The 19,597-nt window shown below is 53.9% G+C and carries 24 protein-coding genes and 1 other annotated feature; of the genes, 6 read left to right on the forward strand and 18 right to left on the reverse strand.

Going from position 1 to position 19,597, the window contains the following annotated elements:
• From GEAM_RS02230 to GEAM_RS02295, 15 genes are all read right to left on the reverse strand, one after another.
• The coding region (locus GEAM_RS02230) for a phage tail protein (RefSeq protein ID WP_210435868.1) at positions 1-608 on the reverse strand (608 nt) is incomplete at its 3' end.
• Positions 598-1,212 carry a phage tail protein I gene (locus GEAM_RS02235; RefSeq protein ID WP_034787712.1) on the reverse strand — a complete coding sequence of 205 codons (615 nt, stop codon included), beginning with the start codon at positions 1,210-1,212 and terminating at the stop codon, positions 598-600. The genes GEAM_RS02235 and GEAM_RS02230, both read right to left, overlap by 11 nt.
• Positions 1,205-2,113, reverse strand: coding sequence for a baseplate assembly protein (locus GEAM_RS02240; protein ID WP_034787714.1), 909 nt, complete (start codon positions 2,111-2,113; stop codon positions 1,205-1,207). Before GEAM_RS02240 ends, GEAM_RS02235 begins: the two co-directional genes overlap by 8 nt.
• Positions 2,114-2,117: 4 nt before the next feature.
• Positions 2,118-2,468, reverse strand: coding sequence for a GPW/gp25 family protein (locus tag GEAM_RS02245; RefSeq protein WP_034787717.1), 351 nt, complete (start codon positions 2,466-2,468; stop codon positions 2,118-2,120).
• The gene (locus GEAM_RS02250) at positions 2,465-3,106 is read right to left on the reverse strand and encodes a phage baseplate assembly protein V (RefSeq protein ID WP_034787720.1); all 642 of its coding nucleotides are present in this window, start codon (positions 3,104-3,106) and stop codon (positions 2,465-2,467) included. The genes GEAM_RS02245 and GEAM_RS02250 overlap by 4 nt, the downstream gene beginning before the upstream one ends.
• An 86-nt stretch (positions 3,107-3,192) precedes the next feature.
• Positions 3,193-3,654, reverse strand: coding sequence for a phage tail protein (locus GEAM_RS02255; protein ID WP_034787723.1), 462 nt, complete (start codon positions 3,652-3,654; stop codon positions 3,193-3,195).
• Positions 3,617-3,862: an Rz1-like lysis system protein LysC gene (gene lysC / locus GEAM_RS23400; protein ID WP_128124644.1), complete on the reverse strand. Its 246-nt coding sequence runs from the start codon at positions 3,860-3,862 to the stop codon at positions 3,617-3,619. The genes GEAM_RS02255 and lysC overlap by 38 nt, the downstream gene beginning before the upstream one ends.
• On the reverse strand, positions 3,750-4,175 hold the full coding sequence (gene lysB, locus GEAM_RS23060) for an Rz-like lysis system protein LysB (protein ID WP_034787725.1): 426 nt from the start codon (positions 4,173-4,175) through the stop codon (positions 3,750-3,752). Before lysB ends, lysC begins: the two co-directional genes overlap by 113 nt.
• Before the next feature lies 1 nt (position 4,176).
• Positions 4,177-4,686, reverse strand: a complete 510-nt coding sequence (locus GEAM_RS02265; protein ID WP_034787726.1) for a lysozyme — start codon at positions 4,684-4,686, stop codon at positions 4,177-4,179.
• Positions 4,667-4,888: an HP1 family phage holin gene (locus tag GEAM_RS02270; protein WP_034787729.1), complete on the reverse strand. Its 222-nt coding sequence runs from the start codon at positions 4,886-4,888 to the stop codon at positions 4,667-4,669. The genes GEAM_RS02265 and GEAM_RS02270 overlap by 20 nt, the downstream gene beginning before the upstream one ends.
• Positions 4,879-5,082: a tail protein X gene (locus GEAM_RS02275; protein ID WP_034787732.1), complete on the reverse strand. Its 204-nt coding sequence runs from the start codon at positions 5,080-5,082 to the stop codon at positions 4,879-4,881. The genes GEAM_RS02270 and GEAM_RS02275 overlap by 10 nt, the downstream gene beginning before the upstream one ends.
• A 241-nt stretch (positions 5,083-5,323) precedes the next feature.
• Positions 5,324-5,527, reverse strand: a complete 204-nt coding sequence (locus tag GEAM_RS02280) for a hypothetical protein (protein WP_034787755.1) — start codon at positions 5,525-5,527, stop codon at positions 5,324-5,326.
• A gap of 52 nt (positions 5,528-5,579) precedes the next feature.
• Positions 5,580-7,613 carry a replication endonuclease gene (locus tag GEAM_RS02285; RefSeq protein WP_072009851.1) on the reverse strand — a complete coding sequence of 678 codons (2,034 nt, stop codon included), beginning with the start codon at positions 7,611-7,613 and terminating at the stop codon, positions 5,580-5,582.
• A gap of 15 nt (positions 7,614-7,628) precedes the next feature.
• Complete coding sequence (locus GEAM_RS02290; protein WP_034787735.1) at positions 7,629-7,850, reverse strand: TraR/DksA C4-type zinc finger protein; 222 nt, start codon at positions 7,848-7,850, stop codon at positions 7,629-7,631.
• A 110-nt stretch (positions 7,851-7,960) separates the two neighbouring features.
• Complete coding sequence (locus GEAM_RS02295) at positions 7,961-8,236, reverse strand: DUF5347 family protein (protein ID WP_034787737.1); 276 nt, start codon at positions 8,234-8,236, stop codon at positions 7,961-7,963.
• Positions 8,237-8,404: 168 nt separating this feature from the next.
• Here GEAM_RS02295 and GEAM_RS02300 point away from each other — a divergent pair, with 168 nt between their 5' ends.
• From GEAM_RS02300 to tyrA, 3 genes are all read left to right on the forward strand, one after another.
• A complete protein-coding gene (locus GEAM_RS02300; RefSeq protein WP_034787740.1) occupies positions 8,405-8,995 on the forward strand; it encodes a phage repressor protein CI in 591 nt (196 codons plus the stop codon).
• 417 nt (positions 8,996-9,412) lie between these two features.
• Positions 9,413-10,489 carry a 3-deoxy-7-phosphoheptulonate synthase gene (locus tag GEAM_RS02305; RefSeq protein WP_034787741.1) on the forward strand — a complete coding sequence of 359 codons (1,077 nt, stop codon included), beginning with the start codon at positions 9,413-9,415 and terminating at the stop codon, positions 10,487-10,489.
• A gap of 7 nt (positions 10,490-10,496) precedes the next feature.
• A complete protein-coding gene (tyrA, locus tag GEAM_RS02310) occupies positions 10,497-11,618 on the forward strand; it encodes a bifunctional chorismate mutase/prephenate dehydrogenase (protein ID WP_034787743.1) in 1,122 nt (373 codons plus the stop codon).
• A 116-nt stretch (positions 11,619-11,734) separates the two neighbouring features.
• Here tyrA and pheA read toward each other — a convergent pair whose 3' ends face one another.
• From pheA to bamD, 3 genes are all read right to left on the reverse strand, one after another.
• Positions 11,735-12,892: a bifunctional chorismate mutase/prephenate dehydratase gene (gene pheA, locus GEAM_RS02315; RefSeq protein ID WP_034787745.1), complete on the reverse strand. Its 1,158-nt coding sequence runs from the start codon at positions 12,890-12,892 to the stop codon at positions 11,735-11,737.
• Positions 12,893-12,945: 53 nt separating this feature from the next.
• Positions 12,946-13,070: a sequence feature (Phe leader region), on the reverse strand.
• 168 nt (positions 13,071-13,238) lie between these two features.
• On the reverse strand, positions 13,239-13,580 hold the full coding sequence (gene raiA / locus GEAM_RS02320) for a ribosome-associated translation inhibitor RaiA (protein WP_034787746.1): 342 nt from the start codon (positions 13,578-13,580) through the stop codon (positions 13,239-13,241).
• 305 nt (positions 13,581-13,885) lie between these two features.
• Positions 13,886-14,620, reverse strand: a complete 735-nt coding sequence (gene bamD, locus GEAM_RS02325; RefSeq protein WP_034787747.1) for an outer membrane protein assembly factor BamD — start codon at positions 14,618-14,620, stop codon at positions 13,886-13,888.
• 129 nt (positions 14,621-14,749) lie between these two features.
• Here bamD and rluD point away from each other — a divergent pair, with 129 nt between their 5' ends.
• The 3 genes from rluD (at position 14,750) to clpB (ending at position 19,168) form a co-directional block, all read left to right on the forward strand.
• Complete coding sequence (gene rluD, locus GEAM_RS02330) at positions 14,750-15,727, forward strand: 23S rRNA pseudouridine(1911/1915/1917) synthase RluD (RefSeq protein WP_034787748.1); 978 nt, start codon at positions 14,750-14,752, stop codon at positions 15,725-15,727.
• The gene (gene yfiH, locus GEAM_RS02335; RefSeq protein ID WP_034787750.1) at positions 15,727-16,464 is read left to right on the forward strand and encodes a purine nucleoside phosphorylase YfiH; all 738 of its coding nucleotides are present in this window, start codon (positions 15,727-15,729) and stop codon (positions 16,462-16,464) included. The genes rluD and yfiH overlap by 1 nt, the downstream gene beginning before the upstream one ends.
• 130 nt (positions 16,465-16,594) lie before the next feature.
• A complete protein-coding gene (gene clpB, locus GEAM_RS02340; RefSeq protein ID WP_034787752.1) occupies positions 16,595-19,168 on the forward strand; it encodes an ATP-dependent chaperone ClpB in 2,574 nt (857 codons plus the stop codon).
• Positions 19,169-19,597: the final 429 nt, after the last annotated feature.

Raw genomic sequence — 19,597 nt, forward strand, 5'->3', positions numbered from 1 at the left:
GAAAGAACCGCAGAAACAGCATCTGGACCAAGGGCTTTGATTTCTGCCAAGGATTTACTGATCTGCAAATACTGATTATGCGGATTCGCTGCCGCGACGTGTTTGGCTAATTGATCATCGGTATAGGCTTTAACCTCGATAACCTTATCGTCGACATACTTGCGGGTGGCGAGCACCACTGACGGATCGATTTTCAGGGTGACTGCGTCGGTGCTGCTGACCACGATGATCATGCGCACGGTTTGGGTTCGGCCGCTGCCTTCTTGCAGCTGAGGCTTATACGTCTCCGGGCAGTTGGCGATGGCGATCAGCGTATTGTCTTGGTCGAATAGGCCGATTTCGCGGATCCAGAAACCGCCCTGATCCTCAGGGATAATCTGCTCGGCGATGATCTGGTTGGTATTCGCCGGGTCAACGCTTAGCGAATTCAACGACGCCCGGCGCTTTTCGCCAATCAGCTTAGTTTGAGCAGGATCGGGCGTTGGCAATACACCGCCGCCGTCGCCCACCGCCATTTGTGTGAGGCTTAACTGCGTACCGAGCGCGGTCGCATTAGCCAGTTTGGCTGCGCCCTGATTGGTCAGCAGGGCAAAATATTTAGCTGTCATAGTTTACTCTCAGGTTGTCGATTAAGTGGATTGCTGAACCGGTGATTGCAGCGCCGGACGCGGTAATGGTTTCAGGGAAATAGGGGTAAACCGTCAGCTCTTCGCCGTCGTAGGTCGCGGCGGCTATCAGGCAATCGCCGCTAACATCAAGATTGATGGACAAACCAATCAGGTGACGGCTACAAGGCTTGGCGTCTGCAATCAGCCGTTCAAGCTCTTGGTACATCTCCTCGGTGATGCCAGTCTCCAGCACGCCGACGTCCAGACGAAAGGTGCCGGGCACGTCGTGGGTTTGCCACCATTCGGTGACGCGTATCAGGTAACCCAGCGGCTCGACCACCCGACGCAACGCGCCGGTGGTGCCCTTGTGTTTATGGATAAACCAGGCGGCTCGCACCGCCGCGCGTTTCGCCGATTCGGACCATTTCTCATCCCATCTGTCGACCGAAAACGCCCATGCCAGATAGGGCAGCAGTGGCAGCGGGCAGGTGTCCGGGTTCCACAACAGGCGCAGCGGGACCGGCAGACGGGCTATGTGTGAGAGTGCCTCGGCTGCCGCGATTTCAAGTTGCGTTGAGCCGGAAGGCAGCAGGCGATCATTCATCAGACCCTCCGACCGACAGGCTGTAGGCCGTACACAGCGAGGCCTGAGTTTTATCCAGCACGATATCCGCCAGCGGCGATTGCAGCTCCACGCGCTGAACGCCTTCAACGTGCAGCGCGGCATAAATAGCCGACAGGCGAATGTCGCGACCTAGCCGCCCTTGGGTGTTGATGTACTTTTTGAGCTGTGCTTCAGAGGCCGCGCGCACGGGTTCGATTTCAGGGGCGGGCAGCACGTAGAGCACCGCGTCAATCTGATAAGGTACAATCTCGGCGGCCTGCACTGTGACCCGGTCCGCGACGGGGCGAACGTCTTCGTCATTCAGCGCTTTATCGACCGCGGCCAACAAATCTGGCGTGGCTTTACCATCGTTATCACGCGACAAAATGGTGATCGTGACTTCGGCAGGAGCCGGGCTGATGGCGGACGCGTCTGCCACGCGGCCATCGGCACTGCGAGCATGGTATTCGTAAGCGCCACTCGGCCCCGCCACGCTCAACCCTTCGAAGGCTTGTGGGATACGCATGCGCAGGTCACTGTCGCTTTCCATTACCGCGTCGGTGGGTGGAATGGTGGTGCTGTCGGCGGGTTTGAGCACCAGACGCTGCACGCCATTATTGGCCGCCAACTGGTCCAAATCGCTGCCGGTGGCGTAGGCCACCATCACGGCGCGCGCGGCTTCGTTAACCCGCTGGCGCAAGATCACTTCGCGGTAGGCGTTCTCCTGCAACAGTTTGACCAACGGCTCGGACTCCAGCGACAGGGTGCGGCTGATAGCCTCCTGCTGCTCGGGCGGGTAGAGCGAAATCAGCGTGGATTTACGTTCTGCAAATAAGCTTTCATAGTCCAGTTGCTCCACCACGTTGGGGGCGGGTAACTGGCTTAAATCGATAGTCGCCATAGTCTCAGCTCACAGGAATGCTCAGGGAAAATTCGGTGTCCGTATCGCTACGGCTGCCGGTCATGTCGACCACCATCTTGCCGTTGTAGTCGGCGTTGAAAGTGATGGAGGTCAGCGAAACTCGCGGCTCCCACTGCAACAGCGCGGTGTAGCAAACCGCCATGATTTGCAGGCGCAGCGCGTCGTTTTGCGGTTGGTCGATGAGTTCGGAAAGCAATGAGCCGTACTCGCGGCGCATCACGCGTGACCCAATCGGGGTCTGTAAAATGTCGCTCACAGACTGGCGAATATGGTCGAGATCTTCGATTGCCAGCCCCGTGTCGCGAGCCATGCCGAGGTATTTAGCTTCACTCATTGCGGGCCTCCGGTTTGGCCGCCGCCGGTCTGAACGCCGCCGTGGCGGTGGGTGTGTAAAGCGATGCCGTTAGAGGTCAGGCTACCGCCGCTGTGGCTGATATCGCCGGTCATGCTGCCGCCCTGTTGCACCTCGAACGAGCCGGTGGTGAGCTTGTGGGTGCAGACCACTTCCGGGCTGTCGAGGGTGATACGGGTGCTGGCATGGCACTCAATCTGCGGCGCGGTGACTGACACCTTCTCCGCTGCATTCAGCGTGGCGCTCTTCACGCCGGTGACCGTCAGGGCGCTGGTTGCTGGTTCATACTCGATAACCGCGCCGTCCGGGAAACTCAGGTGAACCGCGTCGGCAGAGGCTGATGGCGCCGGGTTGGCGTCGGAGAAAATCGCCGGCAGCACGAACGCCGTGTTCAGCTCGCCGCCCATCGACAGCAGCAGCACTTGCTCGCCCACCGACGGCGCCCACCAACTGCGGCTTTTACCGGCGCGGCTGGTTAGCCACGGCAGCCACGCGGTGGTGTTATCTCCGCTGACGACGCGGCAGCGCGCGTTTTCGAGGTCGACTGCGCTGACATTCCCGATACGAACCAGGTTGTTGATCAGCCGCATCATGTCGTTGATTTGTGTGTATGTGTTCATGGGATTAAGGATGCCGTTTTACTTGGGAAGTCGACAATCGGAGACCGTCCGGCGGGCCGTGGCACAACGAGCGGTAGCCGAAATGGTTACTCAGCCCACTGGCTGATCAGCTCGCCATTAAGGTAAACCTGATGCGGCCGGGCGTTGTTTTCTGGCAGCGGCGGCTCGGGCAGGTGAGTGATGGTGCGCACGCCGTCGGCATCCTTGACCTGCACACGCTCGGTGAGTTGCAGCGTCAGAGTTAAGGTGTCGGCCAGCTGGGTGAAGGTGAAATCCGTCAACCGCCGCGCGCTGTTGCTCATCACCTCCGGCTGATTGAGGGTCAGCCAATCCAGCACCTCGACCACCATGTGATCAACCAGTGACTCACTGAGGTCCGCCGTGGTGGCGACCAGCGTTAAGGGATAGTGATATTCAAAGGAGAGCGAGGGCGCCAGCGTCGCCACCACGCTCCCCGCACCTGCGGTCACTTTTAAGATCTCTGGATGCGCGCCCAGCTCGGGGATCTGCTCAATGAGCCGCTGTTGAAGTTGTTTCGGTTTTAACACGGTAGGTCTCCTGACACTGTTTAATGGCATCGACCTGAAGCCCACAGGCCAGCAGCGCGGCTTCAAGTTGACGGACGTCGGCGCTCAAATCGCCGTTATTTTGTGGATGACTGGCGGGTATCTGGCAGGCGCTGACTGGCGGACAGCCAATGTAAATAATCTGTGGCGGAGCTGAAGGCGGGGCGCTGGTGCAGCTGGCTAACAGCAGCGGGCAGAGCACTATCAGCCCAGGTTTTAACCAAGGGATCATCATTGCGGCTCCTCTGAAAAAGTTGTTCTCGTTTCCAAACTAGCCCGTTGGCCTGCGATAAGGCTTCGCGCAGCGCCACCTCGGCCTGTTCGCGGGTTTGAATTTGCTGGTTGAGCTCGGCGATCAGTTGGTCGCGATGGCTGAGTTGCTGGGTCAGCGCGTCGCGGCTTTGGGTCAGTTCGAGCTTGTCGCGCTGCAATCCATGGCTGTAAACAATCATCCCCAGCAGCGCGAGGCCCAACACGAAAATGGCGATAAACAGCACGCGCATATCAGGCTCCTTTCAGGCATAAAGCCCGTTCTGCCGCCCTGCGGCGCTCAAGCCCGGCGGTGCGCACGCCGTTGACAAACACCCAGCGCGGCAGCTGCTCGCAGGCATCACGCCACTGATGCTTTTTGATGAAAAACGCCAGTGTCGAGTTGCACGAGGCGCGCACCCCGACATTGAAAGTGAAAGCCACCACCGCGTCATACACCGGCTGCGGCATATCCACCGGCATGCAGGCTTGCAGACCTTTTTCGACATTTTTGATATCCGCCAGCAGGTTTTCGGCGGCCTGCTGCTCAGTTATCTGCCCGGTCGGCGCCACGCCTGCGGTGTGGCCGATGCCGCTGGTCCAGACCCCGGCACTGCATTGGTAAGGGGCGAGCTGACAGCCTTCGAAATCGGCAATCAGCTTCAGCCCCTCGACCGAGGTTGAGATAGACAAGTAGCCCGGCAGCAGGAACATCAGCCCGAGCACCACGGCGGCGCTGCATCTTTTAAGAATTGAGGCGTTCATAGGTCTCCTTACTCAGCCCACTTCGGGCCAGCAGCAGATAGCTTTTTCGCCGGTAGTACCAGTTGACTAAAAAGGTACCGATGCCGACGCCGGAGCCAACCAAAAAGGCGATATCCTCCAGCGACAGTCCACCCAGCCAGGCCATGAACGTCGCAATCAGATAGGCGCAGGTCGATGCCACGCGTTCGGTGGTTAGTCCCATAATCTGATGGACTCTTTGACAGACTTCTCCACCTGATCCGGCATCTCGACCGGAGTGCCGTGGGGCAGGATGGGACCAAAATCGGCAATGCCTTTGTTCAGGCTATAGACTTGCTCGACCACTGAGGCGGTGCGGCCATAAACGCGCCAGCACATCGAATCAACGGTATCCCCTTGTTGTGCATAAATTTTCATGATGGTTTTCCGGTTTTGTGTGGATGAGCTGGAAGGAGTGGTTAGTGTCTGGAATGTGGCTTATGGGCGCAACGAAGCGCGGTTGTGAACCTGATGGCACAACAAAGAGAGGGAGTGAGCGGCGAGAAGTTTTAGGGCGAGTGGAGCAGCAGGGGGAGTAAAACGACAGGGCGAAAGCAGGCGCGCTTAGCCAACTTTCGGCGAACCGAAACAAGGTGGCATAAGCGCCTGACTCATTGCGTTATGGATTTTTGCGACCGGGATCGTCATCCACATTGCACAGCAAGGTTTCATTATGGTTATCAGGCAGGGCCTGACTGGCCAGCTCTGAAATCAACGACATGACAATAAGGAACTCTTGCGAATTGCATTGCGCCGTCTGCGAGATGTCGGCAATGACCTGAATACGCGAGAGTATTAATTGTTGTTTATTTAGGTTTTCCACCGTGCGGCCCTTCATTCACTGTGTTTATATACAGTATTATTTAATTAAAGGATCACGTCAATACTGTGTGTCTTTGAAATGCACTAATTGATTGATTTAATGTTGTTTCTTTGCGTCCAGGCTCATTTTTCATCTTTAATGAGCCCCAGCCATTAACCCGCGTTTTTGGCGGCTTTACAGTAGTTTGCTGCTCGGCCAATACATAAGCATTTCCACAGTTAATGACAGAACTCCAAGGAATAGGAATATCTTTATCGGTGGAAACTCTTTCGCTATTTGGCTCACGGCGAACCACTCTCCAGCGGCTGGAACGTGTCTGGTAGCAATGATCTTCGCCCAGATGTGGCGCGTAGATGCCGACCACCTCTTTCTGTTCTTCGGCGTAGCGATTGAAGCGGCCTCGAGGCTGGCGGGCAACGCGCACCGTTTGCTGGTGGCGCGGAACATTGGTGCCACCCTGAGAGTGAATGTAGCCCGCGTAGTCGCCGCAGTCGGCCGCGTGGCGGACCTCTTCCACTCGCCTGTCAAAACGGTTTTCGAGACTGACGCCGCGAATGCGCCGACACTCGCGGTAAGTGCCCACCGAGGGCAGGCCGATGGGGTGAAATTGCGGGATGCGCCAAGTTGACGCCCACGCGGTGACGGCGGAGGCGCTCTCTTTCAGTGGCTTGCCGGAGTCGAAATCTACTTCGCCATCCAGCGCGTAGCCGTCGATATTCTTCGAAATATATTTGGCGATATAAGCCGCCGCGCCTCCGCGATTGAGCGGCTTGCAGTCGAAGCGATTTTTGGCCGCGCCCGGCTCGTCGCCCTCTTCCTGCAAGGCGTAGCGGCGCATAATGTCGATGGCGGTTTGTTGCTGGCTCGGCGCGGTAAACAGCAGCAGATGCCAATGCGGCGTGCCGTCGTGGTGTGGCTCAACCACCCGCACGCCGTAAATTTTGATGTTTTTATCTTTAAACGCGGTGCGGATTTTCGCCCAGACGGCGACCAGATAGCGCTGGGCCTCTTTGGGCGAAAAAGCCTGATTGTCCCAGCGGCCGTTGAAATGGACACGGCTGTTGAACATGCGGGTAGGGTGGTATTTCGACGGCGTGGTTAGGGTGATGAACAGCCCGCGATCGCCCTGATCGCTGGCGACCTGCTCGACCCCGGCAATCAGCGTCATCAGCTCCATCCGGCGGATCGCCGGGTTGGCAATGCTCGACATCACGGTTTCCAGCATACTGATGCGCTCGCCGGTCTGCTCGTTCTGCAACTCATTTTGCTTGAGGTAATTGATCATCGAAAGGCGGCGCGAACGCACCTCGCGCTGGGCGTTTTTGCTGGCATAGGCTGAGACGCGGCGGTTGACATAACCTCCGGCAATCATCAACGCCTCGCGCCAGCGCGCCTGTTGAGCAAGCAGCTGGCGCCGCCACCAGTCCGCATTTACCAGCCGCGATAAGCTGGCGACGGCAGACCGAGCATCCAGCTTGCCCTCGCTGAAGCGCGACCAGTATAAAGGTGTGACATTTAAGGCGCGCGCCATGCCAGCGACTATTGAATAGAGCTGGTTTTGTGTCGCGTCGCTGAGCAAGTTGTCAGGGGAGCTATTGAGCGCCAGCTGGCGATCGCACAGGTGTTCATAAGCTTCGTGGCAGTGAGCTGCCACTCGCCACGCCAGACTTTTCAGCTGTTTTTCATTCAGGTCGGGGAGGCGGTTATAGGTCTCTTCTTCGGCCAGAAAGCGCAGCGAAACTTGCCGCTTGAGCTGATTCTTACTCATGACTTTCTCGATGCGCGGCCACAGCCGTTGGGCAAATGTCTGCTTAAGAAAGGCATTTGCCTTCTGCCTGCTTTCTTCATCTATCAGCTGCTGATAGCGTTGATAAAGAGGAAAACGCAGGCAGGCGGGCAGGGAGAGAAGCTGGCTCAGTGCTGCCTGCGCTTGGCTATTTACTTGATAAATTGGCGCGGAAACCTCGCGAGTGATCGCCTTGCGCGGCGCATTCCACCACCATTGGCCTACAAAGGGCGCGGCGGCGGGTGGGGAAAAACGCGGTGATGGCGTAGGGGCGAAACGCCCGCGATGAAGCAGTGGCATAGGGCAGATGTCCAGTTAAGGGTGTCGAAAATGCCGGGCATTCTTCTCAGCAATTTCCTGGCAATGAATGCAGCGCTGCACGCCGATAATTAATCGCCGTCGCGGCTCAGGTATCTCTTCGGCGCAATCCTCACAGAAAAAAGCGGAGGGTAGGCGTGATGGCGTTTTCGCCTGCGCAATCTGGGCATCGAGCACTTTGGCCTGCCACTCTTGCGCGTCATCAATCCAATCGGGCATGGTGTTTTCCTTATTAATCGTCAGCCGCCAGACTCCGGTTTTTAGGCAATGGGAGGCCCGACGGGTGACACGTCATTATTGAGTTAAGGGTGGAGAGCTAGGTTTTAGGCTTACCTGAAGAGATTATTCAGCCTGCTGCCGAACTGCTTAATCGCCAGCACGGCATCAATCACAGCCTGTTTTTCGCCATGAGAGAGCTGTTCAAAGGTCATGCTAACGTGCCTGACCTTCAATCCCGCGAGGAAACACAGGGTTCTTTTCCACTCTTCCGGCGCGTTATCAAATAGGGTCTGCATCTGATTGCCCGAAGTGTGGAAATGCCGTTTTTTAATCATTTCAAGGTGATGTAGCCCTTGCTCACGCTGGGTTTCACTGCCCATAAACATGGTTTCCTCCCAGTTTTCACAGTTTGGAAGTTGAGAATGAATAGATAATGATCGCCTTGGCGCGAAATTTGTTATCATTACGCGTCCAATTTCAGGCTATAGATGAAATTTAAACTTGATTTTGCAAGTCGTCAAGATGGTTTTTTAAGTTTGAGAGGTTTTTGCGAGATGCGGCTGGATGAACTCGAAGGTGGTAAAGCCGTGCTGGGGCGGATGCTACAGGCATACGGTTTCAGCATGCAAAAAGAGCTGGGTGACTTGTATGGTCTCTCCTCCGGTACGATAAGTACTTGGGTAAGAAGAGATTATTTCCCCGGCGATGTGGTTGTGGCTTGCGCTATCGATACCGGCGTTTCTTTGCGTTGGCTGGCGACGGGCAAGGGCGATATGCATGACAATCAGCCTAATGCGCAGCAGTCAGGCGACGCCATTACTAAACTTGCAAAATTAAGATTGCGCGGCGGCGCGCTGGAAGAAGAGGGTCTGTGGGCGGTTGATAGCTCGCTGGTGGACGCTTCCGTTGAAAAGCCGACCTATCTAGTCAAAGGCAATCACTCTTGGATAATCGATTTAGGCAGCGCCAATATCGGCAATGGCCGCTGGCTGCTGGATATCGATGGCGATGTTGACGTGTATGACGTGGCGCGACTGCCCGGCAACCGTTTGAAAATCACCAGTCAGGCGACCACATTCGACTGCAATGTCGATGATGTGAAAGCTCTGGGCCAAGTGTTCATCACTCTCGAACGTAACCTCTAAGACGGCTTTACGCCAACCCGCCTCGCAGCGTTTTGCATTTAGGGTGGGGCATCTCACTCCGTCAGTGTCGCCGTCATGGCGACGATGGCGGTGGCATTTCGGCCTCACTCCCTCATTACTCTTCTTTCTCTCTCGAAATATTTTGCTTTAAGACTGTGTCTTAGGCTGTTTTCCCGCTGTACGAAATTCCTTCAATATCTGTAGGTTTTAATGCTTTTGATCAATGTGTGGAAATTAAAACGGACATCATTGTGTTCTAAAATCAATAAACGGAAAGTTATATTTACATAATGACTGATTGGTAGTGGTTTTGGTAATTAAAAGTTTACATCGGAGGTTTGAAAGTTTTCCGCGCTGTGTTATCGTCACTGCATGCTGATATCCAGCAATCTATTTATCTGACCGTGGACAGCCATCATGCAAAAAGACGCACTTAACAACGTACATATCAGCGCAGAACAGATCCTTATTACTCCAGAAGAGCTGAAACTTCGTTTTCCTCTGGGCATTAATGATGAAACCAACATCGCCGAAGCGCGTAAGACCATTGCCGACATCGTGCATGGCCGCGATCCGCGCCTGTTGGTGGTCTGCGGGCCTTGCTCTATTCACGACGTTGATGCCGCGCTGGATTACGCGCGTCATCTGAAAACGTTGGCGGCTGAGCTGAGCGATCGTTTGTACATTGTTATGCGCGTCTACTTTGAAAAACCGCGTACCACCGTGGGCTGGAAAGGCTTGATCAACGATCCACACATGGACGGCACTTTTGATGTTGAAGCCGGTCTGCACATTGCGCGTGATTTGCTGCTACAACTGGTCGGCATCGGCCTGCCGCTGGCAACCGAAGCGCTAGACCCGAACAGCCCGCAGTACCTCGGCGACCTGTTCAGCTGGTCAGCCATCGGCGCGCGTACTACTGAATCTCAGACGCACCGCGAAATGGCGTCCGGCCTCTCCATGCCAGTTGGCTTTAAAAATGGTACTGACGGCAGCTTAGGCACCGCCATCAACGCCATGCGCGCAGCAGAAATGGCTCACCGCTTTGTTGGTATCAACCAAGCCGGTCAGGTTTGCTTGTTGCAGACTCAAGGCAACCCGGATGGTCACGTTATTCTGCGCGGCGGCAAAACGCCGAACTACAGCAGCGAAGATGTAAAAGCCTGTGAAAAACAGATGCAGGACGCGGGACTCCGCCCTTCCTTGATGATAGATTGCAGCCACGGTAACTCGAATAAAGACTACCGCCGCCAGACGATTGTGGCGCAGTCAGTCATTGATCAAATCAAAGCGGGTAACCGTTCTATTACCGGTTTAATGCTGGAAAGTAATCTGCACGAAGGCAACCAGTCTTCCGAGCAGCCGCGTTCAGAGATGAAATACGGTGTTTCCGTGACTGACGCCTGCATTAACTGGGAAACCACTGAAACATTGCTGCGTACTATGCATCAGGAATTGGGCGAGTCGCTGGCGGCACGAATCGCAGGAGAATAATGGTTTTATGGTGGCTGAACTTAACGCATTGCGCGATCAGATTGATGAAGTCGACAAGGCTTTATTAGATTTACTGTCTCGTCGTCTCCATCTGGTGGCTGAAGTTGGCGAAGTGAAAAGCCGCTACGGCTTGCCGATTTATGTTCCCGAGCGTGAAGCGGCGATGCTCGCTTCGCGCCGTCAGGAGGCGCAGAATCTGGGCGTTCCTCCTGATTTGATTGAAGACGTGCTGCGTCGCGTGATGCGTGAATCCTATTCCAGCGAGAATGATAAAGGCTTTAAAACCCTGAATCCTGAGCTGCGCCCAATCGTGATTGTTGGCGGTAAAGGCCAGATGGGGCGCCTGTTCACTCGCATGCTCGAGCTGTCTGGCTATCAGGTGAAAGTGCTGGAGCAGGAAGATTGGCCGCGTGCCGAAAGCCTGTTGGCTGATGCCGGAATGGTGATTGTCAGCGTGCCTATTCATTCGACAGAAGAGGTGATTGGCCGCTTACCAAAACTGCCAGCGGACTGCATTCTGGTTGACTTGGCGTCAGTTAAGAATCGCCCGCTGCAAGCCATGTTGGCAGCCCACGAAGGCCCGGTTCTTGGTCTGCACCCAATGTTCGGCCCTGATGTTGGTAGCCTCGCCAAGCAGGTCGTGGTGTACTGCGATGGTCGTGAGCCGCAGGCTTACCAGTGGCTGCTTGAGCAGTTGCAGGTGTGGGGCGCGCGTTTACACAAAATCAGCGCGGTCGAGCATGACCAGAACATGGCGTTTATTCAGGCCCTGCGCCACTTCGCCACTTTCGCTTACGGCATGCATTTGTCGGAAGAGAATGTGCAGATTGAGCAGTTGCTGTCGCTCTCTTCGCCAATTTACCGTCTCGAACTGGCGATGGTTGGCCGACTGTTTGCGCAGGATCCGCAGCTGTACGCGGACATTATTATGTCTTCAGAAAGCAATCTGGCGTTGATTAAACGCTACTACCAGCGTTTTGGTGACGCCTTAGCTCTGCTGGAGAACGGCGACAAGCAGGCCTTCATCGACAAGTTTAAGCAGGTTGAGAACTGGTTTGGTGATTACGCGCCGCGATTCCTCAAAGAGAGTGGGGCGCTGCTGCGTCAGGCGAACGACATCCGCCGCTAAGCGTTGAATTCTCAGATAATCGATTGAATTTAAAAGGCCATCCGTGGAAACGAGATGGCCTTTTTGCTTTTTGTTAATCGCTTTCTATTGATAGATAGTTTTCTCGCAATAGAAAGTTAGTTTGGATTTACCGCCACCACGTTTTCGCTTGGATAGCAGCCCAGCACTTTCAACGAACGGGTGATCTTGCCCAGTCCGAGCAGGGCTGCTTGCATCTCCGCCGAGCGCAAGTTGGCCTGCACGTCGATATAAAACATCTCTTCCCACGGGTTACCGTAGATTGGGCGCGATTCCAGCTTAGTCATGATAATACCGTGCTCACGCAGTACCAGCAGGGCTTCCACCAAGGCACCGGCCTGCTGGCCTGTCGCCATGATAAAGGTAGTTTTAGCCGGGACCTGCTCCGTCACCTCAATGGCTTTACGCGCCAGCACGATGAAGCGAGTGATGTTCTGCTGCTGGTTGGCCAGATTATGCTCCAGCACCTGCAAGCCGTAGAGCGCGCCACCGGCTTCACTGCCGAGAGCCGCCACGTGCGGAGAGTTAGCTGCCGCCACTTTTTCCATCGCCGCCGCGGTGCTTTCGCAATACTCAATCTTCCAGTGTGGGAAACGATTGATGAACTGGCTGCACTGCTGGAACGGCTGCGGGTGACTGTAAACGGTCTGGATTTGCGACAGGTCGGTATCCGCCGCCACTAACACGCAGTGGTCAATATTGTTGGTCAGCTCGCCAACGATCGACAGGCTGGTGTGCTGCAAAATGTCATACACGTCGTTGATCGAGCCGGAACTGGTGTTTTCAATCGGCAGCACGGCGTAGTCGGCTTGTCCTGTTTCGACCTGAGTGAAGATGTCTTGAAACTTGAGGCAACCGCACTCGATGAATTGCTCGAAGTGGCGGGCGGCGTATTGGCGAGCTGCAAGGTGCGAGTAAGAGCCTTTCGGGCCGAGGAAGGCGATGCGGGCCGAGTCAGAGGTGGTCTGGTTTAAGTGCTGTTGCAGCAGAGCTTGCTGGGTCAGAACGGAGTCTTCAATGATTAACTGGTAAACGCGGGTGATGTAGTGACCGTCCAGCCCCTGTTTTTTGCCTTCTAAAATCAACGCGTTAATTAACTCTTTCTCGCGCTCTTTATCGCGGATAGGGCGGTGAGAATGCATTTTGGACTGTGCGACTTCTACGGCGAGGTTGCGTCTTTCTGCCAGTAAAGCCAGTAATTTTAGATCCAGCGCGCTGATGCGTTCACGTAGAGCCAGCAATGGATTCTCGGTCATTATTTCACCCTTTTTATGTGCTTTCTTTCTATCGAATTTGCCAAACTATGAGCATAAAAAAAGCCCCCTTTTCAGGAGGCTTCGTTGTTCGTCTTCGCATTCATTCTTTCACGACGAAACGCCTCCCAATCAGGGGAAGGTAAAAAAGAATGCGAAGAAAAACAGTTTGGTGTTCATGCGTAGCGTTTTCTCTCAATGAAGATGGCTCTAAAGTAACCGCTGGCTTTTCACTGTGTCAATACAATTTGTTTTGCAGAGTGATTTGTCTTGAAGAGGGAAAACTGGGTTGAGGCCATAAAAAACGCGCTCCGGGGAGCGCGCTGATTATCTTGCGAAAGCCTGAAGATCACTCTGGTTCTTCTTGCGGCTCAAGGTTTATCTCTTTCACGCAGCTGTCTGCGCGGCGGGCCTCGCCCTTGTGTTGTGCCTTGTTCAGCTGGCGTTCAAGTTTGGAAATCAAATCGTTGACCGCAGCATACATATCATCGTGGGTGGCACTGGCTACCAGTGGGCCATTGGCCGTGGTAATGGTCGCGTCGGCGACGAATCCCTGAGGTTCTTTTGAAAGAACAATGTGTGGGTTAATTAATTGAGTTTGCCATTTTTCCAGTTTTTTTAGACGGTCTTCGACGTGCTCCCGAATCGCTGGGGTGATGTCCATTTGTTTGCTGGTAATGTTCAGTGTCATATAACTTACCTCTCTGTCTTTCCGTCTAGGATGGGTTCAGCATACCTGCCTTTGCGACAAAATGCGTGATCAAGATCACGTTTTTTTGTCACTTTTTGTCAAGGCGGACAAAACTGTGAGCTGAGGTAATTAACTGCCGGATAGGGGTTGTGACTTTCGAAAAGATGACGCATTATCGATAGGATCGGTCGCAACGAAATTCCGCCAATTCCCGCTTTTCTGCTTTAAAAAACATCAAGTTAGCGCGCATAAAAAAACGGCAGCCGAAGCTACCGTTTTTTGAGACTGTGATGCCAGTTACGAAATTAAGATGCGCTGTTAGTCGCAATCACTTTCGCTACTTTGTCCGCTTGACCATTCAACTGCAACTGACGATAGGCATTTTCCATGTCTGGAAGTGCATCGCGCGTTGCTTTGGTATCCGGGTAATCCTTCAGCATTTGCTCAACACGATTAACAACGGCGACGTACGCACCGCGTTTAGTGTAGTATTGCACGACTGACAGCTCATATTTGGCTAGACGATCTTTCAGGAACACCAGACGCTTGTTGGCATCTGTTGCGTACTGACTGTTCGGATAGCTATGAATCAGCTGGCTGAAATCACGGAATGCGGCACGAGCATGTTGTGGATCGCGGTCTGAGCGATCAACACCAAAGAAGCCTTGTAATGCACTGTCATCAAGCGCCATATCCGTCAGACCACGCATATACATGACGTAATCAATATTTGGATGGGTCGGGTTCAGACGCATAAAGCGATCAATTGATGCCTGAGCCAATGGTAAATCAGCAGACTTGTAGTAAGCGTAAATCAGATCCAACTGCACTTGCTGCGAATAAGGACCAAATGGATAGCGGTTATCCAACGCTTCTAATTGAGCAATTGCGCCTTTAAAGTTACCGTCCTGCAGTTTTTCTTGGGCAGTAGCATAAAGTACGTTTGGTGGGTTATCGGGAACCGTTTCTTTGGAACCGGAGCAACCGACCAGCGCCAGGCTCAACGTGGCTGCTGCCACCAGATATTTCACACGCGTCATGACGTTTTGATTATCCTCAGGTGTTATTCTGGGAGACTGTCCGTTAAGCTCCCGACAAAGACCAGCTACAATAGCACATTATTTTAAACGGCATCGCCGTGAAAACCCAAGGTTACCCAAGAGCAGCATATGGCACAACAAGTACAACTCACGGCGACCGTGGCCGAATCGCAACTCGGTCAACGTTTAGATCAGGCTTTGGCCGAATTGTTCCCTGATTATTCACGATCTCGCATAAAAGATTGGATTTTGGAAGATCGGGTCCTGGTCAATGGCAAGAAAGTATCCAAACCAAAAGAAAAAGTGTTGGGTGGTGAGGCTATCGCAATCGATGCGCAAATTGAAGAAGAAGCGCGTTGGTTGCCACAAGATATCGCACTCAACATCGTCTATGAAGATAACGATATTTTGGTCATCAATAAACCCCGAGATCTGGTTGTGCATCCGGGCGCAGGGAATCCAGACGGCACGGTATTGAATGCGTTACTGCATCACTACCCTGAAATCATGGACGTGCCGCGCTGTGGCATCGTGCACCGTCTGGACAAAGACACCACCGGCCTGATGGTGGTGGCGAAAACGGTTCCGGCACAAACTCACTTGGTTGATGCGCTGCAAAGACGCGAAATCACCCGTGAGTATGAAGCTGTTGCCATCGGCACCATGACCGCAGGCGGCACGGTAGACGAGCCAATTTCGCGCCACTCTACCAAGCGCACGCACATGGCCGTTCACCCAATGGGTAAACCAGCCACCACGCATTACCGCATCATGGAGCATTTCCGTGCTCATACGCGCCTGCGTTTGCGTCTGGAAACGGGCCGTACTCACCAGATCCGTGTCCACATGTCGCACATCAACCATCCGCTGGTGGGTGACCAGCTCTACGGCGGCCGCCCGCGTCCACCGAAAGGCGCGTCAGATGAGTTCATCTCGACGCTGCGCGGTTTTGACCGTCAGGCTCTGCATGCCACCATGCTGCGCCTGTTCCACCCAGTGACCGGTATCCAGATGGAATGGCATGCGCCACTGCCACAAGATATGGTCGATTTGATCAATGCACTCAAGGCTGACACCGAAGAGTTCAAGGATCAGATGAACTGGTAATGCGCGATTTGATTCTGCCTCAATGGCCGCAGCCAGCCTCGGTGCGGTCTTGTGTCACAACGCGTCATGGAGGCGTTAGCCAGCCTCCTTACGACTCTTTAAACTTGGGTCTTCACGTCGGTGATGATCCCAAGTCAGTTCTTGCTAACCGCCAACGCCTTGTCGAACTCGCCGAACTCCCCGCCGCGCCGCACTGGCTTGAGCAGGTTCATGGCACGCAGGTTATTCGCCTCACCCAAAACACTTCCCAAGAGACCACTTTCGTTGCCGACGCGGTTTATACCCAAGAGCCAGGTGTGGTCTGCTGTGTAATGACGGCGGATTGCTTACCGGTGCTGTTCACCACCAAGTCGGGTGATGAAGTGGCGGCGGCTCACGCGGGGTGGAGAGGGCTGTGTGCCGGCATTCTCGAAAACACCTTGGATGAATTTGCTGCCGCGCCCAGTGACATCATGGCTTTGCTCGGACCTGCAATTGGCCCGCAGCAGTTTGAAGTGGGGGTAGAGGTTCGCGATGCTTTCATGGCAATCGATCCTCTAGCCGCTCAGGCTTTCGTGCCTAAAGGGCAAAAATTCTTGGCTGATATCTACCAACTGGCCCGTTTGCGTCTGCGCGCATCCGGCGTGACCGACATCTATGGTGGAGAGTTCTGTACTGTAAGCGACAGCACAAACTTTTACTCTTACCGCAGAGAGGTTACGACTGGCCGGCTGGCAAGTTTAATTTGGCTGATATAACCTATCGAATCAAGACGATCCACAGACGCCTAACGTTGTACTCAATTTATACTGGCAAGATAACCTTGAAAACGTGAGGGTTGACCTCATCTAATCTCCAGTAGCAATTTTGTTCAGTATTGGAGGTGTTATGCGTCTGGATCGTCTTACTAGCAAATTCCAGCTTGCCCTCGCCGATGCCCAGTCTCTCGCACTTGGGCGCGACAACCAGTTTATCGAACCTGTTCACCTGATGAGCGCTCTGCTAACTCAGGAAGGCGGGACCGTTCGTCCGTTACTTACCGCTGCCGGGATTGATACCCCGAAACTGCGCACGGACGTCGAACAGGCTCTGGGGCGATTGCCGCAAGTTGAAGGTACCGGTGGTGATGTTCAACCATCCAGTGAACTGGTACGCGTTTTAAATCTTTGTGACAAGTTAGCGCAGCAGCGCGCAGATACGTTTATTTCATCCGAACTCTTTGTTCTGGCCGTTCTAAAAGATCGCGGCAGCTTGACCGATCTATTAAAAGCCAGCGGGGCAACGGGTGAAAAAATCAGTACAGCAATTGATCAAATGAGAGGTGGTGACAAAGTGGATGACCAAGGTGCTGAAGACCAGCGTCAGGCTTTGAAAAAATACACTATTGATCTGACCGAGCGCGCGGAGCTTGGCAAGCTTGACCCTGTTATTGGGCGTGATGAAGAGATTCGTCGCACCATTCAGGTATTGCAGCGTCGTACCAAAAATAACCCTGTTTTGATTGGTGAGCCGGGTGTAGGTAAAACCGCGATTGCCGAAGGTCTGGCGCAGCGCATCATTAATGGCGAAGTGCCAGAAGGCCTGAAAAACAAACGCGTTCTTTCTTTAGATATGGGCGCGCTGGTGGCCGGTGCGAAATATCGCGGTGAATTCGAAGAGCGTCTGAAAGGCGTGTTGAGTGACCTCGCTAAGCAGGAAGGTAATGTCATCTTATTTATTGATGAATTACACACTATGGTCGGTGCGGGTAAAGCGGACGGCGCGATGGATGCCGGTAACATGCTCAAACCTGCGTTGGCGCGCGGTGAACTTCACTGCGTCGGCGCCACTACGCTCAACGAGTATCGTCAATTTATTGAGAAAGATGCCGCGCTGGAACGCCGTTTCCAGAAAGTGTTTGTGGCCGAGCCGTCTGTAGAAGACACCGTCGCCATCTTGCGTGGCTTAAAAGAGCGCTATGAGCTGCACCACCACGTGCAGATCACTGACCCGGCCATTGTGGCGGCCGCGACCCTGTCGCATCGCTACATTTCGGATCGTCAGTTGCCCGATAAAGCCATTGACCTGATTGACGAAGCGGCTTCTAGCATTCGTATGCAGATGGATTCCAAGCCAGAAGCGCTTGACCGTCTGGAGCGCCGAATCATTCAGTTGAAGCTGGAACAGCAGGCGCTGAAGAAAGAGTCAGATGACGCCAGCGTTAAGCGTCTGGAGATGCTCAACACCGAGCTTGACCATAAAGAGCGTGAATTCTCTGAGCTTAATGAAGAGTGGAAAGCGGAGAAAGCCTCGCTGACCGGGACTCAGAACATCAAGTCTGAGCTTGAGCAAGCCAAGATAACGCTTGAACAAGCACGCCGCGTGGGTGACTTGGGCCGCATGTCTGAATTGCAGTACGGCAAAATTCCAGAATTGGAAAAACAGCTGGCTGCCGCCACTCAGGCCGAAGGCAAATCGATGAAACTGCTGCGTAACCGCGTAACAGATGTCGAGATTGCCGATGTGCTGGCGCGCTGGACCGGGATCCCGGTAGCCAGAATGCTGGAAAGCGAGCGTGAAAAACTGCTGCGCATGGAAGATGAGTTGCATCAACGCGTGATTGGCCAGAACGAAGCTGTAGAAGCCGTTTCCAACGCCATTCGCCGTAGTCGTGCGGGGCTTTCCGACCCGAATCGCCCAATTGGCTCATTCCTGTTCTTAGGGCCAACGGGTGTCGGTAAAACCGAGCTGTGCAAAGCTTTAGCGACTTTCCTGTTCAACAGTGACGACGCTATGGTGCGTATCGACATGTCCGAGTTCATGGAGAAACACTCCGTTTCGCGGCTGGTGGGTGCGCCTCCGGGTTATGTCGGCTATGAAGAAGGGGGCTATTTAACAGAAGCGGTTCGCCGCCGTCCTTACTCCGTCATCTTATTAGATGAAGTTGAGAAGGCGCATCCGGATGTCTTCAACATCCTGTTGCAGGTTCTGGATGATGGCCGCCTAACTGACGGGCAGGGTAGAACGGTCGATTTCCGCAATACTGTGGTGATCATGACCTCGAACCTCGGTTCGGATCTGATCCAGCAGCATTTCGGGCAGGCCACCTATGCGCAAATGAAAGAATCGGTAATGGAAGTGGTGACACACAACTTCCGTCCAGAATTCATTAACCGTATAGATGAGGTTGTTGTGTTCCATCCGCTGGGCCACGCGCATATCAAGAATATCGCGAAAATCCAGTTGGAGCGTCTGCACAAACGCCTCGAGGAGCATGGCTACACTGCAACGCTGACCGATGCCGCGCTGGAGCTGTTAGGCAACACTGGATTCGACCCGGTTTACGGTGCTCGCCCACTGAAACGTGCTATCCAGCAGGAAATTGAAAACCCGCTGGCTCAGCAGATTCTGTCTGGGAAGCTGATCCCGGGTAAACCGATCACGATTGATGTGGAAAATGACCATATCGTCGCACGGCAATAATCCGATTTTTAGCGGTTAGAAGCCTTATTAAGGGGCCCGAAGGTAATTCGGGCCCCTTTTTTGTTTGTTTTTCGCCCGAAATGGGCGGTTTTGTTGAAAAAAAGAACGGTCAGTAAATTATTTGAAATTAGGGGTTGCGGCCTTCTGAGAACTCCCTATAATGCGCCTCCACTGACCGGGAACAACGACTGAGAAGTCGCTCGGTGAGGAAGATAAAGAAGACGATTCGAATGAATAATCTCTTGACTCTTCAGCGGGAAAGCGTATTATCTGCCTCCCGCGTTACCGAGAGTTATCCGGTAACCAACGCTCTTTAACAATTTATCAGACAATCTGTGTGGGCACTCACAAGACGATATCAGCCACCTCGGTGGCAAAAAATATCAAGTCTTAAAGAGTGACTAAGCAGTAATTCATTTAGTTGGATTA

This window comes from Ewingella americana ATCC 33852, assembly GCF_000735345.1.
In the GTDB taxonomy this organism is placed as follows: Bacteria; Pseudomonadota; Gammaproteobacteria; order Enterobacterales; family Enterobacteriaceae; genus Ewingella; species Ewingella americana.

Coding starts and splice junctions, on each gene's coding strand:
- GEAM_RS02235 (WP_034787712.1), bottom strand. CDS start 1,212: ATGAATGATCGCCTGCTGCCTTCCGGCTCAACGCAACTTGAAATCGCG.
- GEAM_RS02240 (WP_034787714.1), bottom strand. CDS start 2,113: ATGGCGACTATCGATTTAAGCCAGTTACCCGCCCCCAACGTGGTGGAG.
- GEAM_RS02245 (WP_034787717.1), bottom strand. CDS start 2,468: ATGAGTGAAGCTAAATACCTCGGCATGGCTCGCGACACGGGGCTGGCA.
- GEAM_RS02250 (WP_034787720.1), bottom strand. CDS start 3,106: ATGAACACATACACACAAATCAACGACATGATGCGGCTGATCAACAAC.
- lysB (WP_034787725.1), bottom strand. CDS start 4,175: ATGCGCGTGCTGTTTATCGCCATTTTCGTGTTGGGCCTCGCGCTGCTG.
- GEAM_RS02265 (WP_034787726.1), bottom strand. CDS start 4,686: ATGAACGCCTCAATTCTTAAAAGATGCAGCGCCGCCGTGGTGCTCGGG.
- GEAM_RS02270 (WP_034787729.1), bottom strand. CDS start 4,888: ATGGGACTAACCACCGAACGCGTGGCATCGACCTGCGCCTATCTGATT.
- GEAM_RS02275 (WP_034787732.1), bottom strand. CDS start 5,082: ATGAAAATTTATGCACAACAAGGGGATACCGTTGATTCGATGTGCTGG.
- GEAM_RS02285 (WP_072009851.1), bottom strand. CDS start 7,613: ATGCCACTGCTTCATCGCGGGCGTTTCGCCCCTACGCCATCACCGCGT.
- GEAM_RS02290 (WP_034787735.1), bottom strand. CDS start 7,850: ATGCCCGATTGGATTGATGACGCGCAAGAGTGGCAGGCCAAAGTGCTC.
- GEAM_RS02295 (WP_034787737.1), bottom strand. CDS start 8,236: ATGTTTATGGGCAGTGAAACCCAGCGTGAGCAAGGGCTACATCACCTT.
- GEAM_RS02300 (WP_034787740.1), top strand. CDS start 8,405: ATGCGGCTGGATGAACTCGAAGGTGGTAAAGCCGTGCTGGGGCGGATG.
- GEAM_RS02305 (WP_034787741.1), top strand. CDS start 9,413: ATGCAAAAAGACGCACTTAACAACGTACATATCAGCGCAGAACAGATC.
- tyrA (WP_034787743.1), top strand. CDS start 10,497: ATGGTGGCTGAACTTAACGCATTGCGCGATCAGATTGATGAAGTCGAC.
- pheA (WP_034787745.1), bottom strand. CDS start 12,892: ATGACCGAGAATCCATTGCTGGCTCTACGTGAACGCATCAGCGCGCTG.
- raiA (WP_034787746.1), bottom strand. CDS start 13,580: ATGACACTGAACATTACCAGCAAACAAATGGACATCACCCCAGCGATT.
- bamD (WP_034787747.1), bottom strand. CDS start 14,620: ATGACGCGTGTGAAATATCTGGTGGCAGCAGCCACGTTGAGCCTGGCG.
- rluD (WP_034787748.1), top strand. CDS start 14,750: ATGGCACAACAAGTACAACTCACGGCGACCGTGGCCGAATCGCAACTC.
- yfiH (WP_034787750.1), top strand. CDS start 15,727: ATGCGCGATTTGATTCTGCCTCAATGGCCGCAGCCAGCCTCGGTGCGG.
- clpB (WP_034787752.1), top strand. CDS start 16,595: ATGCGTCTGGATCGTCTTACTAGCAAATTCCAGCTTGCCCTCGCCGAT.